Origin of the sequence: Photobacterium sp. MCCC 1A19761, assembly GCF_037389125.1 — a bacterium.
Lineage (GTDB): Bacteria > Pseudomonadota > Gammaproteobacteria > Enterobacterales > Vibrionaceae > Photobacterium.
In genome coordinates, this window is the sequence record NZ_JAZGTF010000004.1 from 15404 (window position 1) to 35428 (window position 20025).

Below are 20025 nucleotides of genomic sequence, written 5' to 3' on the forward strand. Positions count from 1 at the left end.
CATGAGGGAGGAAAAAGCATGTCTCTGTTGAAGTTTCTGGCAAACCCACTCGGCACCCGCCGGGCGCAACGCAACACGCGTCTGTTCAGTTCAGAACCGCTTCTTCCGGTGGTTGAGCGACTGGTTTACCGGGAACATCTGGTGGAAAACGCCACCGGGAACGCCGGAGACTGGAAAGCCAAAGTCAATCAGCAAGTGATCTCCGGTGAGCTGGATGCACTGAAAGCGCGGATCGACTGGTGGTGCGACAAGCAAATCGCGCTGAAATCCGGCTCGAAAGGCCGTGACGACTCCGCCCTCAAGCGTCAGATCGTGATCCATCGCGGCTTCAAAATCATCAACGACTCCGGCGCATCGAATGAATGGTACATGCTGCACCGGGGCCAGTTGTTTAAAGGAACGCGCAAAGCCATTGAACAGAGAATCAACCAGGCCTTGGCGCGAGCGCAATATGCCTGAGATGTCAGTGATGAGAACCCGTAAGGCATTCATGATGATCAAGCTTGTTACACTATTCCTCAGTGCATTCGCCCTGACGGCATGCATCCACGAAAAGCGCCAGCCGACTTACGCTGCATCGGCTTATGATTTACAAGCCGAGACCCTGTTCCCGTATACCGTCGTCGACAGCGGCCAGGATCAATGTTTTGACCAATCCCCGCAAGCCATCCCCTGCCCGCCGACACAACAGCCGTTTGCCGGACAGGATGCACAATATGCTGCCCCAATGTCGCAATATCTCAACAATGGCGACGGCACGGTAACCGACCAGACCACGGGATTAATGTGGCAGAAGGACGCGACACAGATGAGCCTGACACAAGCAGAAGAAGCCGCAGCGCACGCGAACCTCGGCGGCTATTCTGATTGGCGATTGCCAAGTGCTAAAGAATTGTTCTCGCTGGTGAATTTTTCGGGACGCCAGGAAGTAAGCTCGCGCCAGGTGGTGACATCCGCAACCGATGCCGCGCCTTTTCTCGACACCCGATACTTTGAGTTTAAGTCCACGGGATCCCACGACCTGAATGCCGTTTTCGCCACACGGACGCGCCTGGCAAACAGCGAGTTAACCCGTGGTGAAGTGGTGTATACCGTCAACTTCACCACAGGTCAGCTCAAAGCCTATCCAGCCGAGTCCTCGCAAGAGCGCCGCTTCTCTGTCCGGCTGGTGCGGGGGAATCCGGATTACGGCAAGAACCACCTGATTGATAATGGCGACGGAACAGTCTCAGATGTCGCCACCGGGCTGATGTGGAGCACGCTCGACAGCCTGCGACCACTCAGCTGGCAAGATGCCCTGAAATATGCCGAAAACCTCAGCAGCGGCGGCTACGCCGACTGGCGGGTTCCCAATATCAAAGAGCTTCAGAGCATTGTCGACTACCGCCGTGTCGGTACCGGCAAGCCACCGATCTCGCCCCGATTTGTCACCTCACCCTTTCAACGGGAATCCGGAGAAATCGACTATGCCCTGTACTGGAGTTCAACCAGTGTGAAAGGTATTGCCGGCGCAGCCACCATCCAGTTTGGCCGCAGCCCGAGTGATGCACTGCTGGCAAGCCAACACCGTCCCGAGCAGGGGCTGGCGATTCCCGGAGTTCAGCACACCAGCCTCAAAGGCCACTGGGTCGATGATGGCCTGCATGCGCCGGGAAACAACCGACCACAGAAACATTTTGTCCGTGCCGTGAGAAATGTTCACTAGTTCGTCCGTATAACCAGACAACCCAAACTCAACATCACACAGCTCAGATTGCTCTACGAAAGGAAATTGCCATGACGTTAACCCACTCCCATACCCTACTTCCGGCTGAACCCGTCACTCTGGTTCGGGCGACTTATCTCTATCGACAGCTCAATTATTACGTTGAGTTATCCAACGGGAGCAAAGGCACGATTGAGTTTGATTCGATGGCCCATCAGCAACCGGCGTTTGCCGACATCTTCCGCCAGGGCTGCGAAAATGACTTCTATGTCAGCGGCGATCAACTGAGATGGGCAAATGGCGCTGTCGCCTCGGCCACGCTGATCCGGGCCCGTATGACACCTTCACTGTCCTCCGCTCGGCCGTCGCTGACTATCGACGCCGCACCGCAGTCTGTGACCCAACCCAAACAACCCGGAACATTCGGGAAAAGACCCAATCGGGAGCAGGTGCAAATGGCCCAGTTTTCAGAAGATATGATGAAACAACTGCACCGCCAGCAGGTGATTCAGAATATCAATCTGGCCCTGCTGGCGATGTTCGTGATGGTCTTATTCTGGCTGTAACCCACAAATGGATATCAACCCGGCATCATTTAAAAACAGAACTAATGGGAAGAACACTGCGCTGCACGCGTCTGCTGCGACTGCATCCATCGCGCACGAAGCTCGATGATCAACAACAGAGTAAAGGCCAGCGTGATCGCACCCAAGCTGATCAACAGGGCCTGCTTGTAACCAAAAGTCCCCGCAACCACGCCCATCAATGATGTCCCGACCATGGTGCCGGCGGCCATCGCATTGGTATAGAACGCAGATGCTTTCCCGACATGTTCCGGCGCTTCATCCTGAAGCAGACTGATCCCGAGGCCAACAAACACGCCGAAAAACAGACCGTTCAACACTTGCAGCGCCACAAACGTCATTGGCGTTTCGGCCAGTTGCAGGCCGATGTAAAACACAGCCGCCAGCACAAAACTACACAAAATCACCAGACGCTTGCCATAGCGGCTGGCCCAGCGCGCTGACAACAGCATCACCGGGATTTCAAACGCAGCCGTCAGCCCAATCAGGATACCGGGGAAAGAAGTCGACATCCCGAGCGTCTCGGTCAGATACAGCGGAATGCTGGTGATATAGGTACTATTGGCCATATTGGCCAGAAAAATCACCATCCCGAGGATCCAAACCCGCCGTGGCAACCGCGAAGTCCCTCGCGACCCGCTTTGCGCCGCATCCAGCGTTTTCTTTTCAGATGCCCGTGGCACTGGGCGACGGCTGTCACCGGATATCACCTGCCAGGCATACAGCCCCACCAATACCGCAATTGACCCGGCCAGAAGGAAATTTCCCTGAAACCCCAAATGATCCACCGAAGCAAACGCCAGCGCCGGGCCGATGATCCACACCAAGGAGACAGAGGATCGCATTTGTGAGTTGATCCGGGTGCTGTCCTGTCCCGAGCTTTCGGCATAGCGCCGGATCATCGCCAAGATCATCGGGATCGACGCACTGCCCAGCCCCATGAACAGCACGCCGGTCAGCAGCACCTGCCAGAACGCGGTCGCTAGCGAGAAACCCAATGCGGCCGCGGCAATCCCAGACACACCGAACAAAAAGAGTTTCTTATCCGCAACACCCCGATCAGACAGTGCCCCCAAACGGTGGCTGATCACCATCCCCGAGATGGCCACACTGACGGTGTACACGCCAATATAGCTCGGATCCAGGCCAAGCTGCTTGACCAGAAACAGACTCATGATCGGCAAGATAAATGAGAACGCCAACGCCGTGAAACCATTGACGAAAAAATAACGTCCGCCCTCTCCCCGGAAAAACTGCAATGCCGATCGATACATATAGACTCCTTGTGAAACAAACCATAAAGCTGACGCTGATGTTATTCAGCGCCAGGCCATCGACACAACCAGCACATCGCCCGGAGAACAACACCGGGGCCAGGTCAAATAAAATAAGTACGTCAGGATTTCAGAGATAGCCAGTCGAGCAAATGCTGCGCCAGTTCCTGTGGTTTTTCCAGCGGAAGCATATGCCCGCGACCAGATGTGGGCAAAAAATGACAGCGCCCATCTTGAGAATGAGTTTTCAAACGCTGAAACCAGTCGGTTTGGAGCAGTGGATCGCTGTCGCTGTAGTAAAACGAGGTAGGAAAATCAGCCGCTAACAGATCCGCCATCAGATCTTGCCGCGCCGAGGCTGTCTGTAGTTGCAGCTTGAATGTCTGCTCACCCAGCACGCGATCCATCTCAATGATGATGTCAATCACCGATTCATCTCTGCCCGTTTCATACACACGATTTTCATCCGTGCCGGTTTCATCCGACCCATCAGACTGGCGCGCTTGAGGTTTGCGATCCAGAAGATCAGCCGCGCGCTTGCGACTGATCCCCTTGTATCCATAGCGCTCTACCAGTGCCAGCGCTTGCTGTCGCGCGGTGAGTTCTGTCTGGCCCAAGGCACACGGTGTATTGGATATCACAAACAGTTGTCCGACCCGCGATGGAAACTGCGTGGCAAAACGAGTGGCGAGATAGCCCCCCAAAGAAAAACCGACCAAATGGACAGGGGTTTCAGGAAGGGACTGGTTCAATTGGTTGAAATAGGCTGAGAGCGAAGCATGCTGATACGGCGGGAGGTGAATCAGTTCAACGGCAGATTCAAGGTATGGCGTGATCCGGCACCAGAGTTGCGCGGTGCACATGGTGCCCGGTATCAGGTAAATCCTTGGTTTCATTCGCCCTTCATTAGCTCCAACCTTGATTCAGGCATACTAACTGAGCACAACTTGATTATCAAACAGATTACATATTATGAGCCGCTGTTTGCACCGGAGATCTTCTGTCCATGTGGCTCGGGTTAAGCAATCACCATTCTCCAGGTACAAAAAAGTCCGCACCTAGCTTGCCGGACATTCGCCAGCAAGTCATAGGTGCAGACCAGACAGTTAACCAGATACGGTTAGCCTGTTACTTATGCGTGTTTTTCACCCAGGTGCAACCAGGTTTCAACCACAGTGTCCGGGTTCAGTGAAACAGAATCGATGCCCTGCTCCATCAGCCAGTCTGCCAGATCTTCGTGATCCGACGGACCCTGACCACAGATCCCGACGTATTTACCGGCTTTGTTGGCCGCTTTAATCGCCATCGACAGCATCGCTTTCACCGCGTCGTTTCGCTCATCGAACATATGGGCGATTTCACCGGAGTCACGGTCCAGACCCAACGTCAGCTGTGTCATGTCGTTCGAGCCGATAGAGAAGCCGTCAAAGTACTTGAGGAACTCATCTGCCAGAATTGCATTCGACGGCAGCTCACACATCATGATGACTTTCAGGCCGTTCTCGCCGCGACGCAGGTCGAACTTCGCCAGCAGGTCAATGACGCCAGCCGCTTCGCTCACGGTACGGACGAATGGGATCATGATTTCCACATTCTTCAGACCCATGCGCTCACGAACACGTTTAATCGCTTCACATTCCAGCGCGAAACAGTCTTCAAACTTCGGCGAAATGTAGCGAGAAGCGCCACGGAAACCCAGCATCGGGTTCTCTTCAGTCGGTTCGAAGTGAACGCCGCCAAGCAGGTTGCGGTATTCGTTCGATTTGAAGTCAGACATCCGAACGATGACACGCTTCGGCCAGAATGCAGAGGCCAGTGTCGAGATCCCTTCGGTCAACTTCTGGATGTAGAACTCAACCGGATCGCTGTAACCCACGATACGCTGGTCGATTTCAGCTTTCAGCTCATCCGACTGCTCGCTGTAGTTCAGCAGCGCTTTCGGGTGAATGCCGATCATCTTGTTGATGATGAATTCCAGACGCGCCAGGCCAACCCCTTCGTTCGGGATACACGCGAAGTCAAAAGCACGGTCCGGGTTACCCACGTTCATCATGACTTTCAGCGGCAGGCTCGGTAGATCGTCCACAGCAGATCGGCGTACTTCAAAGGCCAGCTCGCCTTCATAAATGAAGCCGGTTTCGCCTTGCGCACAAGAAACTGTGACTTCCTGACCGTTCACCAGCGTGTCTGTTGCATTGCCGCAACCCACAACAGCCGGAATACCCAGCTCACGCGCGATAATCGCAGCGTGACAGGTACGACCGCCACGGTTGGTGACAATCGCCGCAGCACGTTTCATGACCGGTTCCCAATCCGGGTCCGTCATGTCAGCAACCAGCACGTCGCCTTTCTGAACTTGATCCATCTGGCTCAGGTCAGAGACCACGCGAACCTTACCGGTACCGATGCGCTGACCGATGGCACGGCCTTCAACCAGAATGTTACTCGCGCCGCTCAGGTGGAAACGCTCCATCACAGTGCCGTCATCACGAGAGCGAACCGTTTCCGGACGCGCCTGAACAATGAACAGCTCGCCGGTCACGCCATCTTTTGCCCACTCGATGTCCATCGGACGACCGTAGTGTTTCTCGATGATCATCGCTTGCTTCGCCAGGGACTCGATTTCAGCGTCCGTCAGCGAGAACTGCTTGCGCTCTTCGTCGGTGGTGTCCAGGATTTCAACCTGTTTACCCAGCTCGCGACCGCCAGCGTAAACCATTTTGATTTGCTTCGAACCAAAGGTACGACGCACAACCGCCGGATGACCCGCTTCCAGGGTTGGTTTGTGCACGTAGAACTCATCCGGGTTCACCGCGCCCTGAACAACCATTTCGCCCAGACCCCAGGATGAGGTGATAAAGACTACCTGATCGAAGCCAGACTCCGTATCCAGCGTAAACATCACCCCGGATGAAGCGACATCAGAGCGCACCATGCGCTGGATGCCTGCCGACAGCGCAACGCCTTTGTGCTCAAAGCCCTGGTGGACACGGTAAGAAATTGCACGGTCGTTGAACAGCGAAGCAAATACATGTTTCACCGCTTCAATCACCGCATCGATACCACGAACGTTCAGGAAAGTTTCCTGCTGGCCTGCAAACGATGCATCCGGCAAGTCTTCAGCGGTTGCGGAAGAACGTACTGCCACAGACAGCATGTCGTCCCCTTCGCCCAACGTTTTGTAGCATTCACGGATTTCTTGCTCCAGCTCAGCTGTCAGCGGTGCTTCCAGAACCCAATTGCGGATCGTTTCTCCAGCCTTTTGCAACGCACTGACATCGTCCACATCGAGCTCATCAAGCAGATCGTGGATGCGATCGTTTAGATCGTTTGCTTCAAGAAACTGATTGAATGCATACGAAGTCGTGGCATATCCATTTGGTACTTTTACACCGGCATTCGCCAGGTTCGCGACCATTTCGCCCAGTGATGCATTCTTTCCACCGACTTTATCAACATCGTTCATTGATAAAGCGTCATACCAAACAACATTCTGTTGCACGGCAACTCTCCTTTATTGGATTCAACAGTTTATGTGGGCAGCCCCTCAACGAAAACGATTGCTCTGGCAGTTAAAAAAATACTGCGTCACAATAGTGCCTCGCTGAGGTATTTTGTTTTACAAAAAGTATGTAAAACAAGAATAGATACCCTGTCAGGTTATTGTTATAAGTATTAATGCTCTCTAAGTTACAGATAATTTTTAAGGATTCAACTTTTTATGCAGCGCAAATCCAATTTTCGTGATGTGTTTTACGTTTCTGACGGTACAGCGATTACTTCTGAAACACTTGGCCATGCAGTTTTAGGGCAATTTCCCATTGAGACCCGCCAAACGACCCTGCCTTTCGTCGAAACTGCCGAACGCGCCCAAGACGTCCAGCGAAAAATCAATCGCGCCTATGAAGAAACCGGGATCAAACCCCTGGTGTTCTACTCCATTGTGCTGCCGGAAATCAAAGCGGTCATTGAACAAAGCCATGCCAACTTTTATGACATTCTGAATGCCCTGGTCGAGCCGCTCAAACAGGATTTGCAGATGGAGCCCAAACCCATGCTGCACCGCTCTCACAGTATTAGCAAAGATGCTGCCAGTTACCAGGATCGCATCGCGGCCATTGAATATACCCTGGCCCATGATGACGGGGTTTCTCTGAACAATTTAGAGCAGGCCGACATCATTTTGTTGGGGGTTTCCCGCTGCGGTAAAACCCCGACCAGCCTGTATCTGGCCATGCAATTCGGGATCCGCGCGGTGAATTATCCGTTCATTGCCGAGGACATGAACAAGCTGAAACTCCCGGCAGCCATCGAGCCGTTCCGCTACAAAACATATGGCCTGACGATCGGCACCGAACGCCTGGTTGAGATCCGAAATGGGCGCTACGCCAACAGTGATTATGCCAGCCAGGAGCAATGCGAAACCGAGCTGAATAAGGTCGAGGCGATGTTCCGGCGCGAAGCGATTCCGTACCTCAATACCACCTCATTATCGGTCGAAGAAATCTCCACTCGCCTGCTCGATATGAGTGGTCTGAAACGTCGGATGTGTTAATGAGAAACATTTTTATGTTTGCGAAATAACTGAGCGTTTTAGTCAGGCATTTATCTGTAATCTATCTTTAATGTGCGACATACGTCTCATCCTGCACGGTTGCTCGCACATCTTCTTGACAATCACACCCATGGCTCAAACCGGATAAAAATCGGTGTCTCGCTGCCATCTTAACCCCGTCTCACCACAGATTCTCACTAGTGAGAGCCTAATTTTCATTCCAATTCAGTTGGTTATTAAAAACTCATTTTTCTCCCCGTGATTCATCAAAAAATCACCAGCACTTGCAATATGCTTACTTTGAGCTTCATAAATAATTACAACGAGGTTCCTGACATGATGAGGGCAACGCTAGCAATCGGAGTGTTCATGGCTGTAGCCGCTTGTGGTGGTGGTAGCTCTTCCACCCAGACTGCAGACCAGGATCAATCCGCCGGAAAAGAAGTCAGCTTTGCGTTTATCAATACGACTACGCAAGCCGTAGACTACTTCCTCAAACAGAGTGGAGACAGCAGCGCCCTGTTTGATTCCGGCAACCGCGTTGCCAGCAATAGTGTCGAAGCCGTTCAACGGCATACCGAGCGCTGGACGACAAATACACCGCTCACGGTCGATGTCGGAGCAATGGAAACCAACAGCCAGACGGTACTCAATACCGTGTCGGCACTGGTCACCAACAACGGCGAAAAATACTGGCTCCTGTCCTGGAATGACACTGAAGCCGATACCGAGTCTCAACTGACGGCGATCCGCTACAGTCAGCCGACTGATACGGACAAAATCTACATTCGCTTTTTCAGTTTTGCCGATCTCGACATCAGTGTGCTGACCAGCAGTATGTTTGCCAGCAGCAAGATACAAAAAGGTCAGATTTCCAGCCAGCAGATCTTGAATGGCTGTGCCGGGGAGCTTTTTCTCGGCAGCGGCAGTAACTTATCGGCCTTCAGTTTATGCGGGGAAAATGTGGAAGCGGGTCACTCGTACCTGGTGATCATGGATGGCGAGACTCTGGTTCGGGTAGAACAAGAACAATAAAAACATAAGTCAAAACAATAAACTTGGGGAGTAACAATAAATAACAACAACAAATTATAACAATAAAGCGCTAAACACAGTGGAAACACTGTTATTCAACGCACGGAATGTCTACAAACTATAACAGATGGGTCGGCTTGACTGAGTTCTGATGTGCTTTGGCACAATGTGCATGTATAGGGGAATGAACTCACAGCTCGGCGGGCTCAATCAACTGTAGGCAGCGGTGGCAATGCCCCGGCATGAAAATCATGCCGGGGCTTTCGTTTTTATCGGCCTGGCTTAGACTGAGTCAACGGACTGGAACCGAAAACCTGTGCCGAACGCATTCACCAATGGACCAATTACTTGGCTGGTGCCGGAACCAGTTGTACTTGCTCCGTCTTCTTCAGGAAGGCATACGTGACGCCGGTGACCAGAGTACCCGCAGCAATCGCCACCAGATACATCAGCACCGGGGTGATAGCATTCGGGATCAGCAGCACAAACAGCCCCCCATGCGGTGCCATCAGTTTGGCCCCGAACAGCATCGACAACGCACCAGTCAACGCACCACCCGCCATGCAGCTTGGGATCACTCGCATTGGATCGCGGGCAGCAAACGGGATCGCCCCTTCAGAGATAAAGCACAGCCCCAGAACAAAGGACGCTTTACCCGCTTCGGCTTCATTGGTACTGAACTTGCGCTTCGCCAGGAACGTCGCCAGCCCCATACCGAGTGCCGGCACCATGCCTGCCGCCATCACGGCTGCCATCGGCGCGTAAGTTTGCGAAGCCAGTAGGCCGACCCCGAAGGTATAGGCCGCTTTGTTAACCGGTCCGCCCAGGTCGAAGCACATCATCGCGCCCAGAATGATCCCCAGCAGCACAGCATTGGCCGAACCCATGTTATTCAGAAACTCGGTCAGGCCGGTCATGGCCGCAGACACCGGTCCACCGACGATGTAAATCATGATCAGACCGGTAAACAGGCTCGCCACCAGCGGGATGATCAGGATCGGTTTCAGGGCTTCCATCGACTGCGGCAGTTTCAGGCGATCCGCGACAAACTTGGCGCTGTAACCGGCCAGAAAGCCCGCCACAATCCCGCCGAGGAAACCGGCCCCGGTCGAGCTGGCCAGCATCCCGCCAATCAAGCCCGGCGCGAGGCCCGGACGATCAGCAATGGAGAAGGCGATAAACCCGGCCAGCACCGGCACCATCAGGGCAAAAGCCGAGCCACCGCCAATCGTCATCAGCGCAGCGGCCAGCGTGCCCTCTTCTTTAAAAGCTTCAATCCCGAATACAAAGGAGAGCGCAATCGCCAGACCCCCGGCCACCACCAGCGGCAGCATGTGGGAAACCCCAGTCATCAGGTGCTTATAGGCACCGGTTTTTTCAGTGTTATTGCCAGCTTCGGGGGTCGCGCCTGATTCATGGCGGTAGACACTGGCCGTCGCGAAGGCTTTCTCCAGCTCCTGGGCTGTTTTCTTCAGCGCCAGCCCGGTACTGGTTTTGTACAGCTTCTTGCCATCAAAGCGAGCCAGATCGACTTCGATATCCGCCGCAATGATCACCAGATCAGCGGCAGCGATCTCATCCGCCGTCAGCTGGTTTTTCGCGCCAACAGAGCCGCGGGTTTCCACTTTAATGCTGTGGCCCTGGCGCTTGCCCTCTTCTTCGAGGGCTTCGGCGGCCATAAAGGTATGCGCCACCCCGGTCGGACACGCGGTAATGGCGACAATTTTCTTCGTACCCGAGGTTAATTCGGCGGATGCCGCTGTCGTGACTTGCGCTTCTTGCAGTACCTGAGCCTGCGCTACGGCCTGCTCGAGGAATGTTTTGGGATCCGCCAGACAGGCATCAATACCGGATTCATAGACCTTCTTCCCCACGAACCGACGTGTATCAACCGAAGTATTGGCCGCGATCACCACGCAATCGGCTTCGGCAATCTGCTGCTCACTCAAGACACGACCTGAGATGACCGATGACTGACATTCAATATCGGCCGCCCACTTCAGTTCGGCGGCGGCTTGTTCAAGCAAACCGGCGGCAATGATGCTATTGGCAATCCCGCTCGGGCAAGCTGTTACAACTGAAATTCTCATGATATTACCCTCTGTTCCTTGTTCGCATTCACGTGACATCCGGAGACACGGACACTTTCCTGAAGCGCCTGCACTGCGCTGAGATCCTCGACCCCAACCCCGACCTGGCTAACCGCCAGTGCCGACAGTGCGGTGGCAAAACTCAGTGTCTCTTGCTTATTCCATTCATTCAGAACGCCCCAGCACAGACCGGCAACCAGGGTGTCCCCGGCCCCGACGGTACTGACCACATTCATTGTCGGCGGCTGCCCATGCAACCAGCCTTCACGGTTGCGCCACATCACGCCTTCCGCGCCCAGTGACACCACCACATTTTCTACGCCCTGACAGGCCAGTTGCTCAGCCACTTCCATCATTTCGTCCCGGCTCAGATGCTCCCGACCGGCCCAGTCTGCCAGCTCTTCATCGTTGGGTTTCACCAGCCAGGGGGCAGCTTCCAAACCGGCCGCCAAAGCCGCTTTGCTGCTGTCAAAAAACACCTGTTTCCCGGCTTGTTGCAGCGAGCGGATCCAACCGGCGCAGCGTGCAGGCGAAATGCCCTGCGGTAAGCTGCCCGAAATCACAAACACCTCGTGCTGCTCAGCCAGCGCAAAAAGCGTTTCCTCAAATGCGGTAATTGCTGCTTCCGTGACGGCAACGCCGGGAAAGTTGAGATCACTGACCCGACCGTCCGCCTCGACCAACTTGACGTTGATCCGGCTGGCCCCCGGCACGCGGACAAAGCGATCCGCCGCGCCCAGCACTTCAAACAACTGACAGAACGGCTCCTGGTTATCGGCGCCCAGCAGGCCGGTGACCGTGACTTCGGCGCCCAGCTCAGCCAGCACCTTGGCAACATTGACCCCTTTCCCTGCCGGATGCAGGCTCCCCTGCGCGACCAGGTTGACACTGCCCGGCACCAGCGCGGCCAGGTTGCCGGTCAGATCCAGCGCCGGGTTCAGGGTGACCGTGACGACTTTTGGCTTCACCGATGTGCTCATGCTCTGCCCTCGCCCAGTCCGTCTGCAATCGCCAGACCGATCGCTGCCAGCGCCTGATCCCCGTCATCCCCCTGGACGGTAAACTCCAGCTCGTGGCCTTGTTTCACCCCAAGGGCAATCACTTTCATCAGGCTCTTGGCGTTCACGGCTTTGCCGTCCCCATGAAGGTTTTTCACCAGGATATTGGCACTGAACTTCTTGGCCACACTCACCAGCATCGCCCCCGGACGCGCGTGGAGACCATGCGCATTGCGGATCTTGAACACCTGGCTGTTCCCTTCCAGCAGTTCCTCGCTCAGCAGCGACACCACTTTTTCAGCATCTGCGCTGAACAGCTTGTCGGCCTGCTGGTTGTACAGCAGTTTCGCCAGCACATTCAGGTGCGGCAGATGCACACTATTACAGGCGGCAACCATCAACACCCCGCGTACCGGCTGACCATCGACGTCAAAAGCTTGAGCCGGCGTCACAAAAGACAGCGCAGTGCGCGTCACCGATTTGCCGGTTTTGGCCAGCCACAAGCCCTGACCGAGATAGCTCGCGCCACTGGCAATGGCATCTGCCACGCTCTCATTGGTGACCCACTGACGGTTTTTGAGCATCCCGGCAGCAACCGCAATCAGCTGGATCAGGTCGGTGGCCGGAAATGCTAACTGGATCAACCCCGGCTCCAGCTCTGGCTCTAACTGAGCTTCTCCGTTGAGAATGGCAATCAACGCATCGGCGGAGTCGCACTGCTGCAGCTTTTGTTCAACGCCGTCAGCCGACAGCACTTTGGTCAACTGCTTGAGGATCCCCAAGTGTTCATCCGATTTGGCGGCAATCCCAATTGCCAGGTAAGCGGTTTTGCCATCCCCCCAGTCCACGCCTTGTGGGAAGTGGTGGACGATAACCCCGGTTTGCTTCACCAGGCCACGGGTCTCTGTGGTGCCGTGCGGAATGGCGATGCCGTTGCCTAAAAAGGTAGAATTCTGCGCTTCGCGCGCCAGCATCCCGTTGACATACCCTTGTTCGACCAGCCCCTGTTGCTCTAATCCTGCGGCCAACGCTCGGATCGCTGCTTGTTTATTGGCGGCGGCCTGCTGTAGCTGTATATCCTGATGTCTTAGTGACAACATGCGTTATCCCTCTTGTCTGATTCACCCGCGAAAAACCTTTCGCGGCTCGACCTGTCTTCAGTCTAGTTGAGTTTTTATAAAGCTGAAACGTTTCAGCAAAAGTTGAAAATAAAAATTTCAGCACAACTTAAGTTCAATTGAATGCTCTGCTGAAACCTTTCAGCTGACATGCTGAATGGTTTCAGCTAAGATTGCAATTGTTCCGCGCAGGATCCTTTGCGATTATATGATCCGCCGCACAAATTCTGTCAGCAGTGAAAGCAGAGAATGAAACTAGATGAAATAGCCAAACTCGCCGGCGTTTCCCGCACCACAGCCAGCTATGTGATCAACGGGAAAGCCGCGAAATACCGGATCAGTGAAAAGACCCAGCAGAAAGTCATGGCCGTAGTGGATGAGTTCAATTTCCGCCCGGATCACGCCGCAACGTCGCTTCGCGCCGGCAGCAGTCGCTCGCTCGGACTGATCATTCCGGATCTGGAAAACAGCAGTTATGCCAAGCTGGCCAAGCTGCTGGAAAGGGATGCCCGTAAAGCCGGTTATCAGTTGATCATTTCCTGCTCTGATGATGACATCGACACCGAGATGAAAGTGGCCGACAACCTGCTCAGCCGCCGCATTGATGCACTGTTGGTGGCGAGTGCACTGCCGACCGACCATCCTTTCTACGCCAAGATCCAAACTGCGGGCGTGCCGGTGATTGCGATTGACCGGGCGATGAATGATGAAACCTTTGCCAGTGTGATCAGTGAAGATCTGGAAGGGGCGTTCGAGCTCACCCAGAGCCTGCTTGCTGATGACATCTGCGCCATCGGACTCATTGGCGCGGTACCTGAACTCGGAGTCTCGATTGAACGAGAGCAGGGCTTTCTCTCGGCGATTCAGGCTACCCGGCCCGATCTCAAAACACAGGTCGCCTATGGCGATCACTTCAGTCAGGAACAAGGTCAGCAACTGGTGCAACAATGGATTGACCAGGATTGCCTGCCCGACGCGATTCTGGCCACCTCTTATACGCTGTTTGAAGGGATCCTCGATTGCCTGCTTGCCAACCCGGCATTGATGCAGCGGACCCGCCTGGCAACCTTTGGCGATAACCGGCTGCTCGATTTCCTGCCGATGAAGATCCAGTCGCTTCCCCAGCAGTTCGAGCTAATTGCGGACAGTGCCCTGGAGTTGGCGCTTAACGCCACGGCCGGTCGCTACCGAACCGGGGTAGAAGTGATCCCGCGAAAAATCAAACGCCGCTGACGCAAAGACACCGGCTTTCCCCACCCCGGCGGCCCGGTTCGCCGGGAAAATATCACCCAATGATTCCCCTTTTCTGGCCTGCCCGCTCATCCAAGTGACTAAACTTACAGACAATCAAGCATATTTTTGCATTTGATTCGTATAGAAATTCAGACAATAAAGTCACTTGAATGGGAATCAGTCTTAATATTCATCTGGTTCATGTTTACTCTTCCAGTTGAATATCTGATGTGCAGCCAACTTCTTAACCTTCATCTCGTTTTTTCCTCACATCTTCTCAACACAACGGCTATACGTGTTCTGTCACTGAAAAAGTGCACTTATTCATTAAAAGTGAATAGATATCATAGATTTGAATTATAACAATGCTCAAAAAAGGAAGAGCGAATGAAATTGACAAACACAGCTAAAATGGTTCGTTGCCTGTTACCTGTTGCTGCCATGGCGTGCGGCGCTCATGCAACAGCCAACGAGTTGGCAGGTTTCGGAAAGCCGGATATGCCGATGAAATATATCGTAAAATTCAAAGATCAGTCGCAGTCTGGTTTGGCAGTCAGGAGTGCCAGCCCATTCTCCGGGAACCATTTGGCGCAACAATCTTTGCTTGATCGCGTCAACGCTAAAGCCGTTGAACCGATTGGGAAAAAAGCCATTTATAGCGCCGAATTGGATGTAAGTGCGATTCAGACCCTGGCATCAAACCCGGACGTTGAATACGTGGAAATTGACCCGCCACGTTACTTACTGTCTGAAACCCTGCCCTGGGGACAAACCTTCGTCGGTGCCACACTGCTGAGCGACAGCAACGCCGGTAACCGCACCGTCTGTATTATCGACTCCGGTTATGACTTAGCCCACAACGATCTCAGCGGTAACCAGGTCAGCGGCACCAACGACAGCGGCACAGGCAGCTGGTCTTCGCCAGGGAATAATAATGCACACGGCACACACGTTGCCGGGACCATTGCTGCGATCTCCAATAACGAAGGGGTCGTCGGTGTCCTGCCAAACCAGAACGTCAATCTGCACATCGTCAAAGTGTTTAATGAATCCGGCTGGGGCTACTCTTCCAGCCTGGTCAAAGCGATTGACACCTGTGTCGCCAATAACGCCAATGTCATCAACATGAGTCTCGGGGGCAGTCAATCGAGCCGGACCGAAAAAAATGCGCTGAAACAGCACTATGACAACGGCGTGCTGTTGATCGCGGCGGCCGGTAACGATGGCAACACCGCCCACAGCTACCCGGCTTCTTATGATTCCGTGATGTCTGTCGCGGCCATCGATAACCAAAAACATCATGCGGCATTCTCGCAAGCCACCAACCAGGTTGAAATTGCCGCGCCGGGTGAAGCCATCCTGTCGACCGTCACGCTGGGTGAAGGTCGCCTGGCTGACATTTCGCTGGCCGGTCAACGCTATTTTGATCGTGGCGTTGTTCCGCACAACCGCTTGATCAATACCAACGGCAGCTACGTTCCGGCACCCGTACCCGGCAGCATCACCGCAGAACTAGCGACTTGTGATACCAGCGCCGGCAACTATCAGTGTGGCGACATGAACGGTAAAGTCTGTCTGACCGAGCGTATCGGCAATCAGGCTTCCGGCGTTTATCCGGAAGTCGACGCGGTGGCAGCCTGTTACAACGCCGGGGCTTCTGCAGCCATTGTCTACAGTAATACCGCACTGGCCGGCTTGCAGAACCCGTTCCTGGTCGATACCAACAACAGCTATCCGATGGTTTCCGTTTCGGTTGATCGTCAACTGGGTCTGGATCTGACCAACGCTATCGGTCAGGCCATCACCGTCAGCAGCACAACCAACGAAGACTACGAGTACTACAACGGGACGTCGATGGCGACACCGCACGTCACCGGCGTTGCAGCACTGGTGTGGAGCTATCATCCACAGTGTAATGCCAGCCAGGTTCGTCAAGCGCTGACTGCATCCGCAGAAGATATCGATGTTGCGGGTCGCGACAACCGCACTGGTTATGGTCTGATCGATGCCGCGGCAGCCAAAGCTTACCTGGATGCGGGTTGTAATGGTCCGGACGGTACAGGTTCAGGCGCCGAGAGCTTCAGCAACACCACATCCGTTGCGATTCCGGATAACAACCTGAGCGGCATTACCAGCGTGATCGATGTGACCCGTACGGGCGACTCTGGTTCAATCACTGTGGATCTGGATATTACGCACACCTACATCGGCGACCTGAATGTCACCTTGGTGGCACCCAACGGCGCCAGCGTGGTGCTGCACAACAACAGCGGCGGCTCAGCCAACGACATTGTGAAAACTTTCACGGTCAACTACGCTGGTGTGGACTCCCAAGGAAACTGGCAGCTGAAAGTGTACGACAACGCACGTCGTGATACCGGTACCCTGAACAGCTGGCGCATTAACTTCCAATAAGGTTGGATTATGCAAAAATATTGTGCTCCGCAATTGCTTCGCGGGTTCTTCCTGAAAAAAACGCTTCTGGCTTCGCTGCTCATCACCGCAGGTCTGGCCGCCGCGCCGAGCCATGCGTACAACCGGGGAATGCCGATGCCGGGAGAATCTTCGAAAGCGACTCAGTCTCAGGAACAGCAAGCCATCAGCTATTACCTGAAATACAAGCCTGAGATGGAAGCGCAAGCCAAGTCACTGGTTGCCAAGTTGGGTGGCACGGTCACCGATGCCATGCCGGAACGACGCGTACTGATCGTTCAGTTCAAACCCCATGTCGTGGACGAGCTGAACGCAAACAGGCAACGTTACTCGGAGGTCATCGACTATATTGAAGTCAATCCGCAGCGACAGTTGCTCAACGGCACTACCTCGTCACTTAAGCTGAAGTAAGAGTTTACGAAAGCTGACATCAGCAACCAGCATTACCAAGGGAGAAGGCCAACCTTCTCCCTTTCATTTTCAGCACCTCAAACCATGTTCCAGCCGCTCTCACACGCAATTTAACCCGTTGAAACTCATTGATTTTATGAAACATGTCGCACACAATACCCAACACTGTCTGACGCTCTTCAACGTAGAGCATGAAACGATATCGCTCAATCAACACCATCAACGCTTTGTAGATGGACCGAGGTGTTTCATCACCAGAGAGTCAAGCGGGGAGCAACCTAATGAAAAGCTCCCCATGTCATTCGTTCGTTTTAACACCAAATGACGATAAGGAAGGTGCGACGTATGATCTCTTATCGGAATATGACGCAGAAAGATTTTCTGGAATATCGGTCCTATTCAAATGAATTTAGAGGCCAAGAGCTCGCTGATGCCCGGAAAATTTCTTTCGCTGAAGGCATTCAATTAGCCAATCAGGAACTTGATGAATGTCTGCCTCAGGGCTTGGAAACTGACAAAAACTTCCTGCTTTGCCTGGAGGTTGAACAAAATAGCGACACGCATGCCATCGGTTATTTTTGGTACCGCTTAGATGATGATTCCGCGTTTATTTATGACTTTCAAATTTTTCCGCAATACCAAGGCAAAGGGTATGGGAAAGGACTTTACCAGTTATTAGATAGCGCTTGGTCAGATCACGGAATTCATCGCGTTGAACTTCTCGTTGCCTATGACAATGAGCGTGCATTCAAACTCTATCAGGAGATCGGCTTCCAGCCGACAGGCATCAACATGACTAAACCCATCATCAGTAAACAATGAATTGGGCGTCAGCACTCAACAGAAGAAAGTAAAGGGATTATTGTCAATGTACATATTAATTGTCAGCTCAAGCCAGGATCCAAACAGCAGGAGCCGTATTTTGGCCCAAGAATGTCAGCATGCATTCGATGACATGGGGATCAATGCCAAGCTTGTTGATTTAGATGAGCTCAAGGTACCAAACTTTGACAACGATACCATCTATCAAACCGAGCAATATCAATATCTGCACAGCCTGACGATCGAGGCCGCCGGCGTGGTGCTTTGCAGCCCGACGTACAATTGGGGCTGTTGTTCAGAACTCAAAAAGTATATCGAATATGTGGGGTCAACCGATGAAAATCATGTCAGCGCCCTCTTTGACAAAGTGGTGACGTTCGTCAATGCCGCAGGATTACCCCACAGCTATATGGCGCACTCGGCATTAGCCACGTCGTTGATGATCGACTTCAAGTGCATTATCAACCCCTACAATGTCTACGTGCATAACCGACACTGGCTGGATGGCCGCCTGACCGATGAACGCCGGCCTCGCCTGGTCAAATCGATGAAAGTGATGGCCGAGCTGTGCACACTCCTGGAAGGTCGCACCTATCAATCAGAGTGGGAACTCTAAGTTTCCAATTGGATGTGTCGCGCACTTGCAGTAAGGCTCTCAAAACGCGCAGAATAGTGACACTGTCACCCACCAGGAAAGCCGCAATCATGTTGTGCTCATTCGCTGATGAATTGAAAGCCATGTCATTTGCGGCTACCTCAGAAAATTCGGAGTTCAATCAATGGGAAGAACGTATCAAGGCGGTTGCTTGTGTGGCAACATCCGTTTTACCGCAACGGGCGCCCCCAGGAATCCCCACACTTGCTCATGCAAAATGTGTCAACGTCATTCCGGCGCCCTGACACAGGCCTGGGTCGAATTTGATCAAGACCAGGTGACTTGGGATGGTCCGGGTGGACAACCTAAAACCTGGCGTTCCTCAGAGGTATCTTCCCGAAACTTTTGTGACATTTGTGGCAGCACATTAGGTGCCATTGATGATGCCCCGGCGATCGCCCTCGTGCTCGGTGTCTTTGATTCCCCCAACCGCAAAGAACTCCGCCCCCTTGCACATTCCTATGTCTCCAAAAAGCCCAAATGGTGGCGTGTTCAAGTGGATCACGATACCTGACAAACCCGTAAGTGATTGGGTCAACCGCAGCAGATACAGAACTGCGTCCCGTGCCCCGTGATGTAAAGTGATGCCAATGCATCGCCATGTTTCAGCGGTTATATATCCAATAGGAAAATCAGTGCAGTACAAGATTCGAAAAGCATCAATCGATGACGTAACAGCAATTGCTGCAATTCATGTTGCTTCATGGTCTGAAGCTTACGATAGCTTAATGCCCAAGCACTATATTGATCGCTTTACGCTGGCCCATCGTGAAAAGCAATGGGCCAACATTATTGGCCATGAATTGGCTTGGGTCTTTGTTGCTGAAGATCAATCCGACTTACTTGGTTTTCTTTGCTGCGGGCAACCAAAAGGCTACTACAATCCGAAAACTTATGAACTCAGCGCGCTCTACATTGCACCAACGCGATATCACAGCGACATAGGAAGTTGCCTCTATGACACCTGTGAAAAACATTTACTCAATCTCGGGCTGAGCAAATCAAGCTATGGGCGCTGGAGGGGAACCATCGCGCCCATCGCTTTTATCAACGGCACGGTTTCCTGCCAACCGGCAAGGTCAGTGAGGAAGTGATCGATGGGGCCGAGCTCA

General features: G+C 53.4%; 18 protein-coding genes. 12 read left to right on the plus strand and 6 right to left on the minus strand.

The features are described from left to right. The first annotated feature begins 18 nt into the window (after positions 1–18). The 3 genes from VV869_RS06685 to VV869_RS06695 all read left to right on the plus strand — a co-directional run bounded on the left by VV869_RS06685 (position 19) and on the right by VV869_RS06695 (position 2271). On the plus strand, positions 19–459 hold the full coding sequence (locus VV869_RS06685) for a DUF3319 domain-containing protein (RefSeq protein WP_337734211.1): 441 nt from the start codon (positions 19–21) through the stop codon (positions 457–459). Positions 460–490: 31 nt separating this feature from the next. After that, positions 491–1705 carry an Lcl C-terminal domain-containing protein gene (locus VV869_RS06690; protein WP_337734212.1) on the plus strand — a complete coding sequence of 405 codons (1215 nt, stop codon included), beginning with the start codon at positions 491–493 and terminating at the stop codon, positions 1703–1705. A 71-nt stretch (positions 1706–1776) separates the two neighbouring features. After that, the gene (locus tag VV869_RS06695; RefSeq protein WP_337734213.1) at positions 1777–2271 is read left to right on the plus strand and encodes a hypothetical protein; all 495 of its coding nucleotides are present in this window, start codon (positions 1777–1779) and stop codon (positions 2269–2271) included. 41 nt (positions 2272–2312) lie between these two features. On the opposite strand, the gene VV869_RS06700 is transcribed toward VV869_RS06695, so the two are convergent. The 3 genes from VV869_RS06700 to ppsA all read right to left on the minus strand — a co-directional run bounded on the left by VV869_RS06700 (position 2313) and on the right by ppsA (position 7065). Beyond that, positions 2313–3563, minus strand: a complete 1251-nt coding sequence (locus VV869_RS06700; RefSeq protein WP_337734214.1) for a sugar efflux transporter — start codon at positions 3561–3563, stop codon at positions 2313–2315. A 122-nt stretch (positions 3564–3685) separates the two neighbouring features. Beyond that, the gene (locus VV869_RS06705; RefSeq protein WP_337734215.1) at positions 3686–4459 is read right to left on the minus strand and encodes an alpha/beta fold hydrolase; all 774 of its coding nucleotides are present in this window, start codon (positions 4457–4459) and stop codon (positions 3686–3688) included. Between the two features lie 236 nt (positions 4460–4695). Further along, positions 4696–7065 carry a phosphoenolpyruvate synthase gene (gene ppsA, locus VV869_RS06710; protein WP_337734216.1) on the minus strand — a complete coding sequence of 790 codons (2370 nt, stop codon included), beginning with the start codon at positions 7063–7065 and terminating at the stop codon, positions 4696–4698. Positions 7066–7284: 219 nt separating this feature from the next. Between ppsA and ppsR the strand changes: the two genes are divergently transcribed. Together ppsR and VV869_RS06720 are read left to right on the plus strand one after the other, a co-directional pair. Next, positions 7285–8118 (plus strand): posphoenolpyruvate synthetase regulatory kinase/phosphorylase PpsR, encoded by an 834-nt coding sequence (gene ppsR, locus VV869_RS06715; RefSeq protein ID WP_337734217.1) that lies wholly within the window; start codon positions 7285–7287, stop codon positions 8116–8118. Between the two features lie 369 nt (positions 8119–8487). Next, positions 8488–9153 (plus strand): hypothetical protein, encoded by a 666-nt coding sequence (locus VV869_RS06720; protein WP_337734218.1) that lies wholly within the window; start codon positions 8488–8490, stop codon positions 9151–9153. 344 nt (positions 9154–9497) lie between these two features. Here the strand turns inward: VV869_RS06720 and fruA are convergent, their stop codons facing one another. From fruA to fruB, 3 genes are read right to left on the minus strand one after another with little or no spacing between them, the layout of a single operon-like run. Next, a complete protein-coding gene (gene fruA, locus VV869_RS06725) occupies positions 9498–11243 on the minus strand; it encodes a PTS fructose transporter subunit IIBC (protein WP_337734219.1) in 1746 nt (581 codons plus the stop codon). Continuing rightward, positions 11240–12223: a 1-phosphofructokinase gene (pfkB, locus tag VV869_RS06730; protein WP_337734220.1), complete on the minus strand. Its 984-nt coding sequence runs from the start codon at positions 12221–12223 to the stop codon at positions 11240–11242. Before pfkB ends, fruA begins: the two co-directional genes overlap by 4 nt. Then, positions 12220–13341, minus strand: a complete 1122-nt coding sequence (gene fruB / locus VV869_RS06735) for a fused PTS fructose transporter subunit IIA/HPr protein (RefSeq protein ID WP_337734221.1) — start codon at positions 13339–13341, stop codon at positions 12220–12222. Before fruB ends, pfkB begins: the two co-directional genes overlap by 4 nt. A 267-nt stretch (positions 13342–13608) precedes the next feature. On the opposite strand from fruB, the gene cra reads away from it, so the two are divergent. The 7 genes from cra (at position 13609) to VV869_RS06765 (ending at position 20007) form a co-directional block, all read left to right on the plus strand. Beyond that, positions 13609–14592 carry a catabolite repressor/activator gene (gene cra, locus VV869_RS06740; protein WP_337734223.1) on the plus strand — a complete coding sequence of 328 codons (984 nt, stop codon included), beginning with the start codon at positions 13609–13611 and terminating at the stop codon, positions 14590–14592. Positions 14593–15033: 441 nt separating this feature from the next. Next, positions 15034–17007: a S8 family serine peptidase gene (locus tag VV869_RS06745; protein WP_337734387.1), complete on the plus strand. Its 1974-nt coding sequence runs from the start codon at positions 15034–15036 to the stop codon at positions 17005–17007. A gap of 9 nt (positions 17008–17016) precedes the next feature. Further along, positions 17017–17436, plus strand: a complete 420-nt coding sequence (locus VV869_RS06750) for a hypothetical protein (RefSeq protein WP_337734224.1) — start codon at positions 17017–17019, stop codon at positions 17434–17436. A gap of 345 nt (positions 17437–17781) precedes the next feature. After that, complete coding sequence (locus tag VV869_RS06755; protein ID WP_337734225.1) at positions 17782–18258, plus strand: GNAT family N-acetyltransferase; 477 nt, start codon at positions 17782–17784, stop codon at positions 18256–18258. Between the two features lie 46 nt (positions 18259–18304). Further along, a complete protein-coding gene (locus VV869_RS06760; RefSeq protein ID WP_337734226.1) occupies positions 18305–18874 on the plus strand; it encodes an NADPH-dependent FMN reductase in 570 nt (189 codons plus the stop codon). A gap of 163 nt (positions 18875–19037) precedes the next feature. Further along, complete coding sequence (locus tag VV869_RS24435; RefSeq protein ID WP_443147298.1) at positions 19038–19427, plus strand: GFA family protein; 390 nt, start codon at positions 19038–19040, stop codon at positions 19425–19427. Positions 19428–19548: 121 nt separating this feature from the next. Continuing rightward, on the plus strand, positions 19549–20007 hold the full coding sequence (locus VV869_RS06765) for a GNAT family N-acetyltransferase (protein ID WP_337734227.1): 459 nt from the start codon (positions 19549–19551) through the stop codon (positions 20005–20007). The last annotated feature ends 18 nt before the right edge of the window (positions 20008–20025 follow it).

Coding starts and splice junctions, on each gene's coding strand:
- VV869_RS06685 (WP_337734211.1), top strand. CDS start 19: ATGTCTCTGTTGAAGTTTCTGGCAAACCCACTCGGCACCCGCCGGGCG.
- VV869_RS06690 (WP_337734212.1), top strand. CDS start 491: ATGATGATCAAGCTTGTTACACTATTCCTCAGTGCATTCGCCCTGACG.
- VV869_RS06695 (WP_337734213.1), top strand. CDS start 1,777: ATGACGTTAACCCACTCCCATACCCTACTTCCGGCTGAACCCGTCACT.
- VV869_RS06700 (WP_337734214.1), bottom strand. CDS start 3,563: ATGTATCGATCGGCATTGCAGTTTTTCCGGGGAGAGGGCGGACGTTAT.
- VV869_RS06705 (WP_337734215.1), bottom strand. CDS start 4,459: ATGAAACCAAGGATTTACCTGATACCGGGCACCATGTGCACCGCGCAA.
- ppsR (WP_337734217.1), top strand. CDS start 7,285: ATGCAGCGCAAATCCAATTTTCGTGATGTGTTTTACGTTTCTGACGGT.
- VV869_RS06720 (WP_337734218.1), top strand. CDS start 8,488: ATGGCTGTAGCCGCTTGTGGTGGTGGTAGCTCTTCCACCCAGACTGCA.
- fruA (WP_337734219.1), bottom strand. CDS start 11,243: ATGAGAATTTCAGTTGTAACAGCTTGCCCGAGCGGGATTGCCAATAGC.
- pfkB (WP_337734220.1), bottom strand. CDS start 12,223: ATGAGCACATCGGTGAAGCCAAAAGTCGTCACGGTCACCCTGAACCCG.
- fruB (WP_337734221.1), bottom strand. CDS start 13,341: ATGTTGTCACTAAGACATCAGGATATACAGCTACAGCAGGCCGCCGCC.
- cra (WP_337734223.1), top strand. CDS start 13,609: ATGAAACTAGATGAAATAGCCAAACTCGCCGGCGTTTCCCGCACCACA.
- VV869_RS06745 (WP_337734387.1), top strand. CDS start 15,034: ATGGCGTGCGGCGCTCATGCAACAGCCAACGAGTTGGCAGGTTTCGGA.
- VV869_RS06750 (WP_337734224.1), top strand. CDS start 17,017: ATGCAAAAATATTGTGCTCCGCAATTGCTTCGCGGGTTCTTCCTGAAA.
- VV869_RS06755 (WP_337734225.1), top strand. CDS start 17,782: ATGATCTCTTATCGGAATATGACGCAGAAAGATTTTCTGGAATATCGG.
- VV869_RS06760 (WP_337734226.1), top strand. CDS start 18,305: ATGTACATATTAATTGTCAGCTCAAGCCAGGATCCAAACAGCAGGAGC.
- VV869_RS24435 (WP_443147298.1), top strand. CDS start 19,038: ATGGGAAGAACGTATCAAGGCGGTTGCTTGTGTGGCAACATCCGTTTT.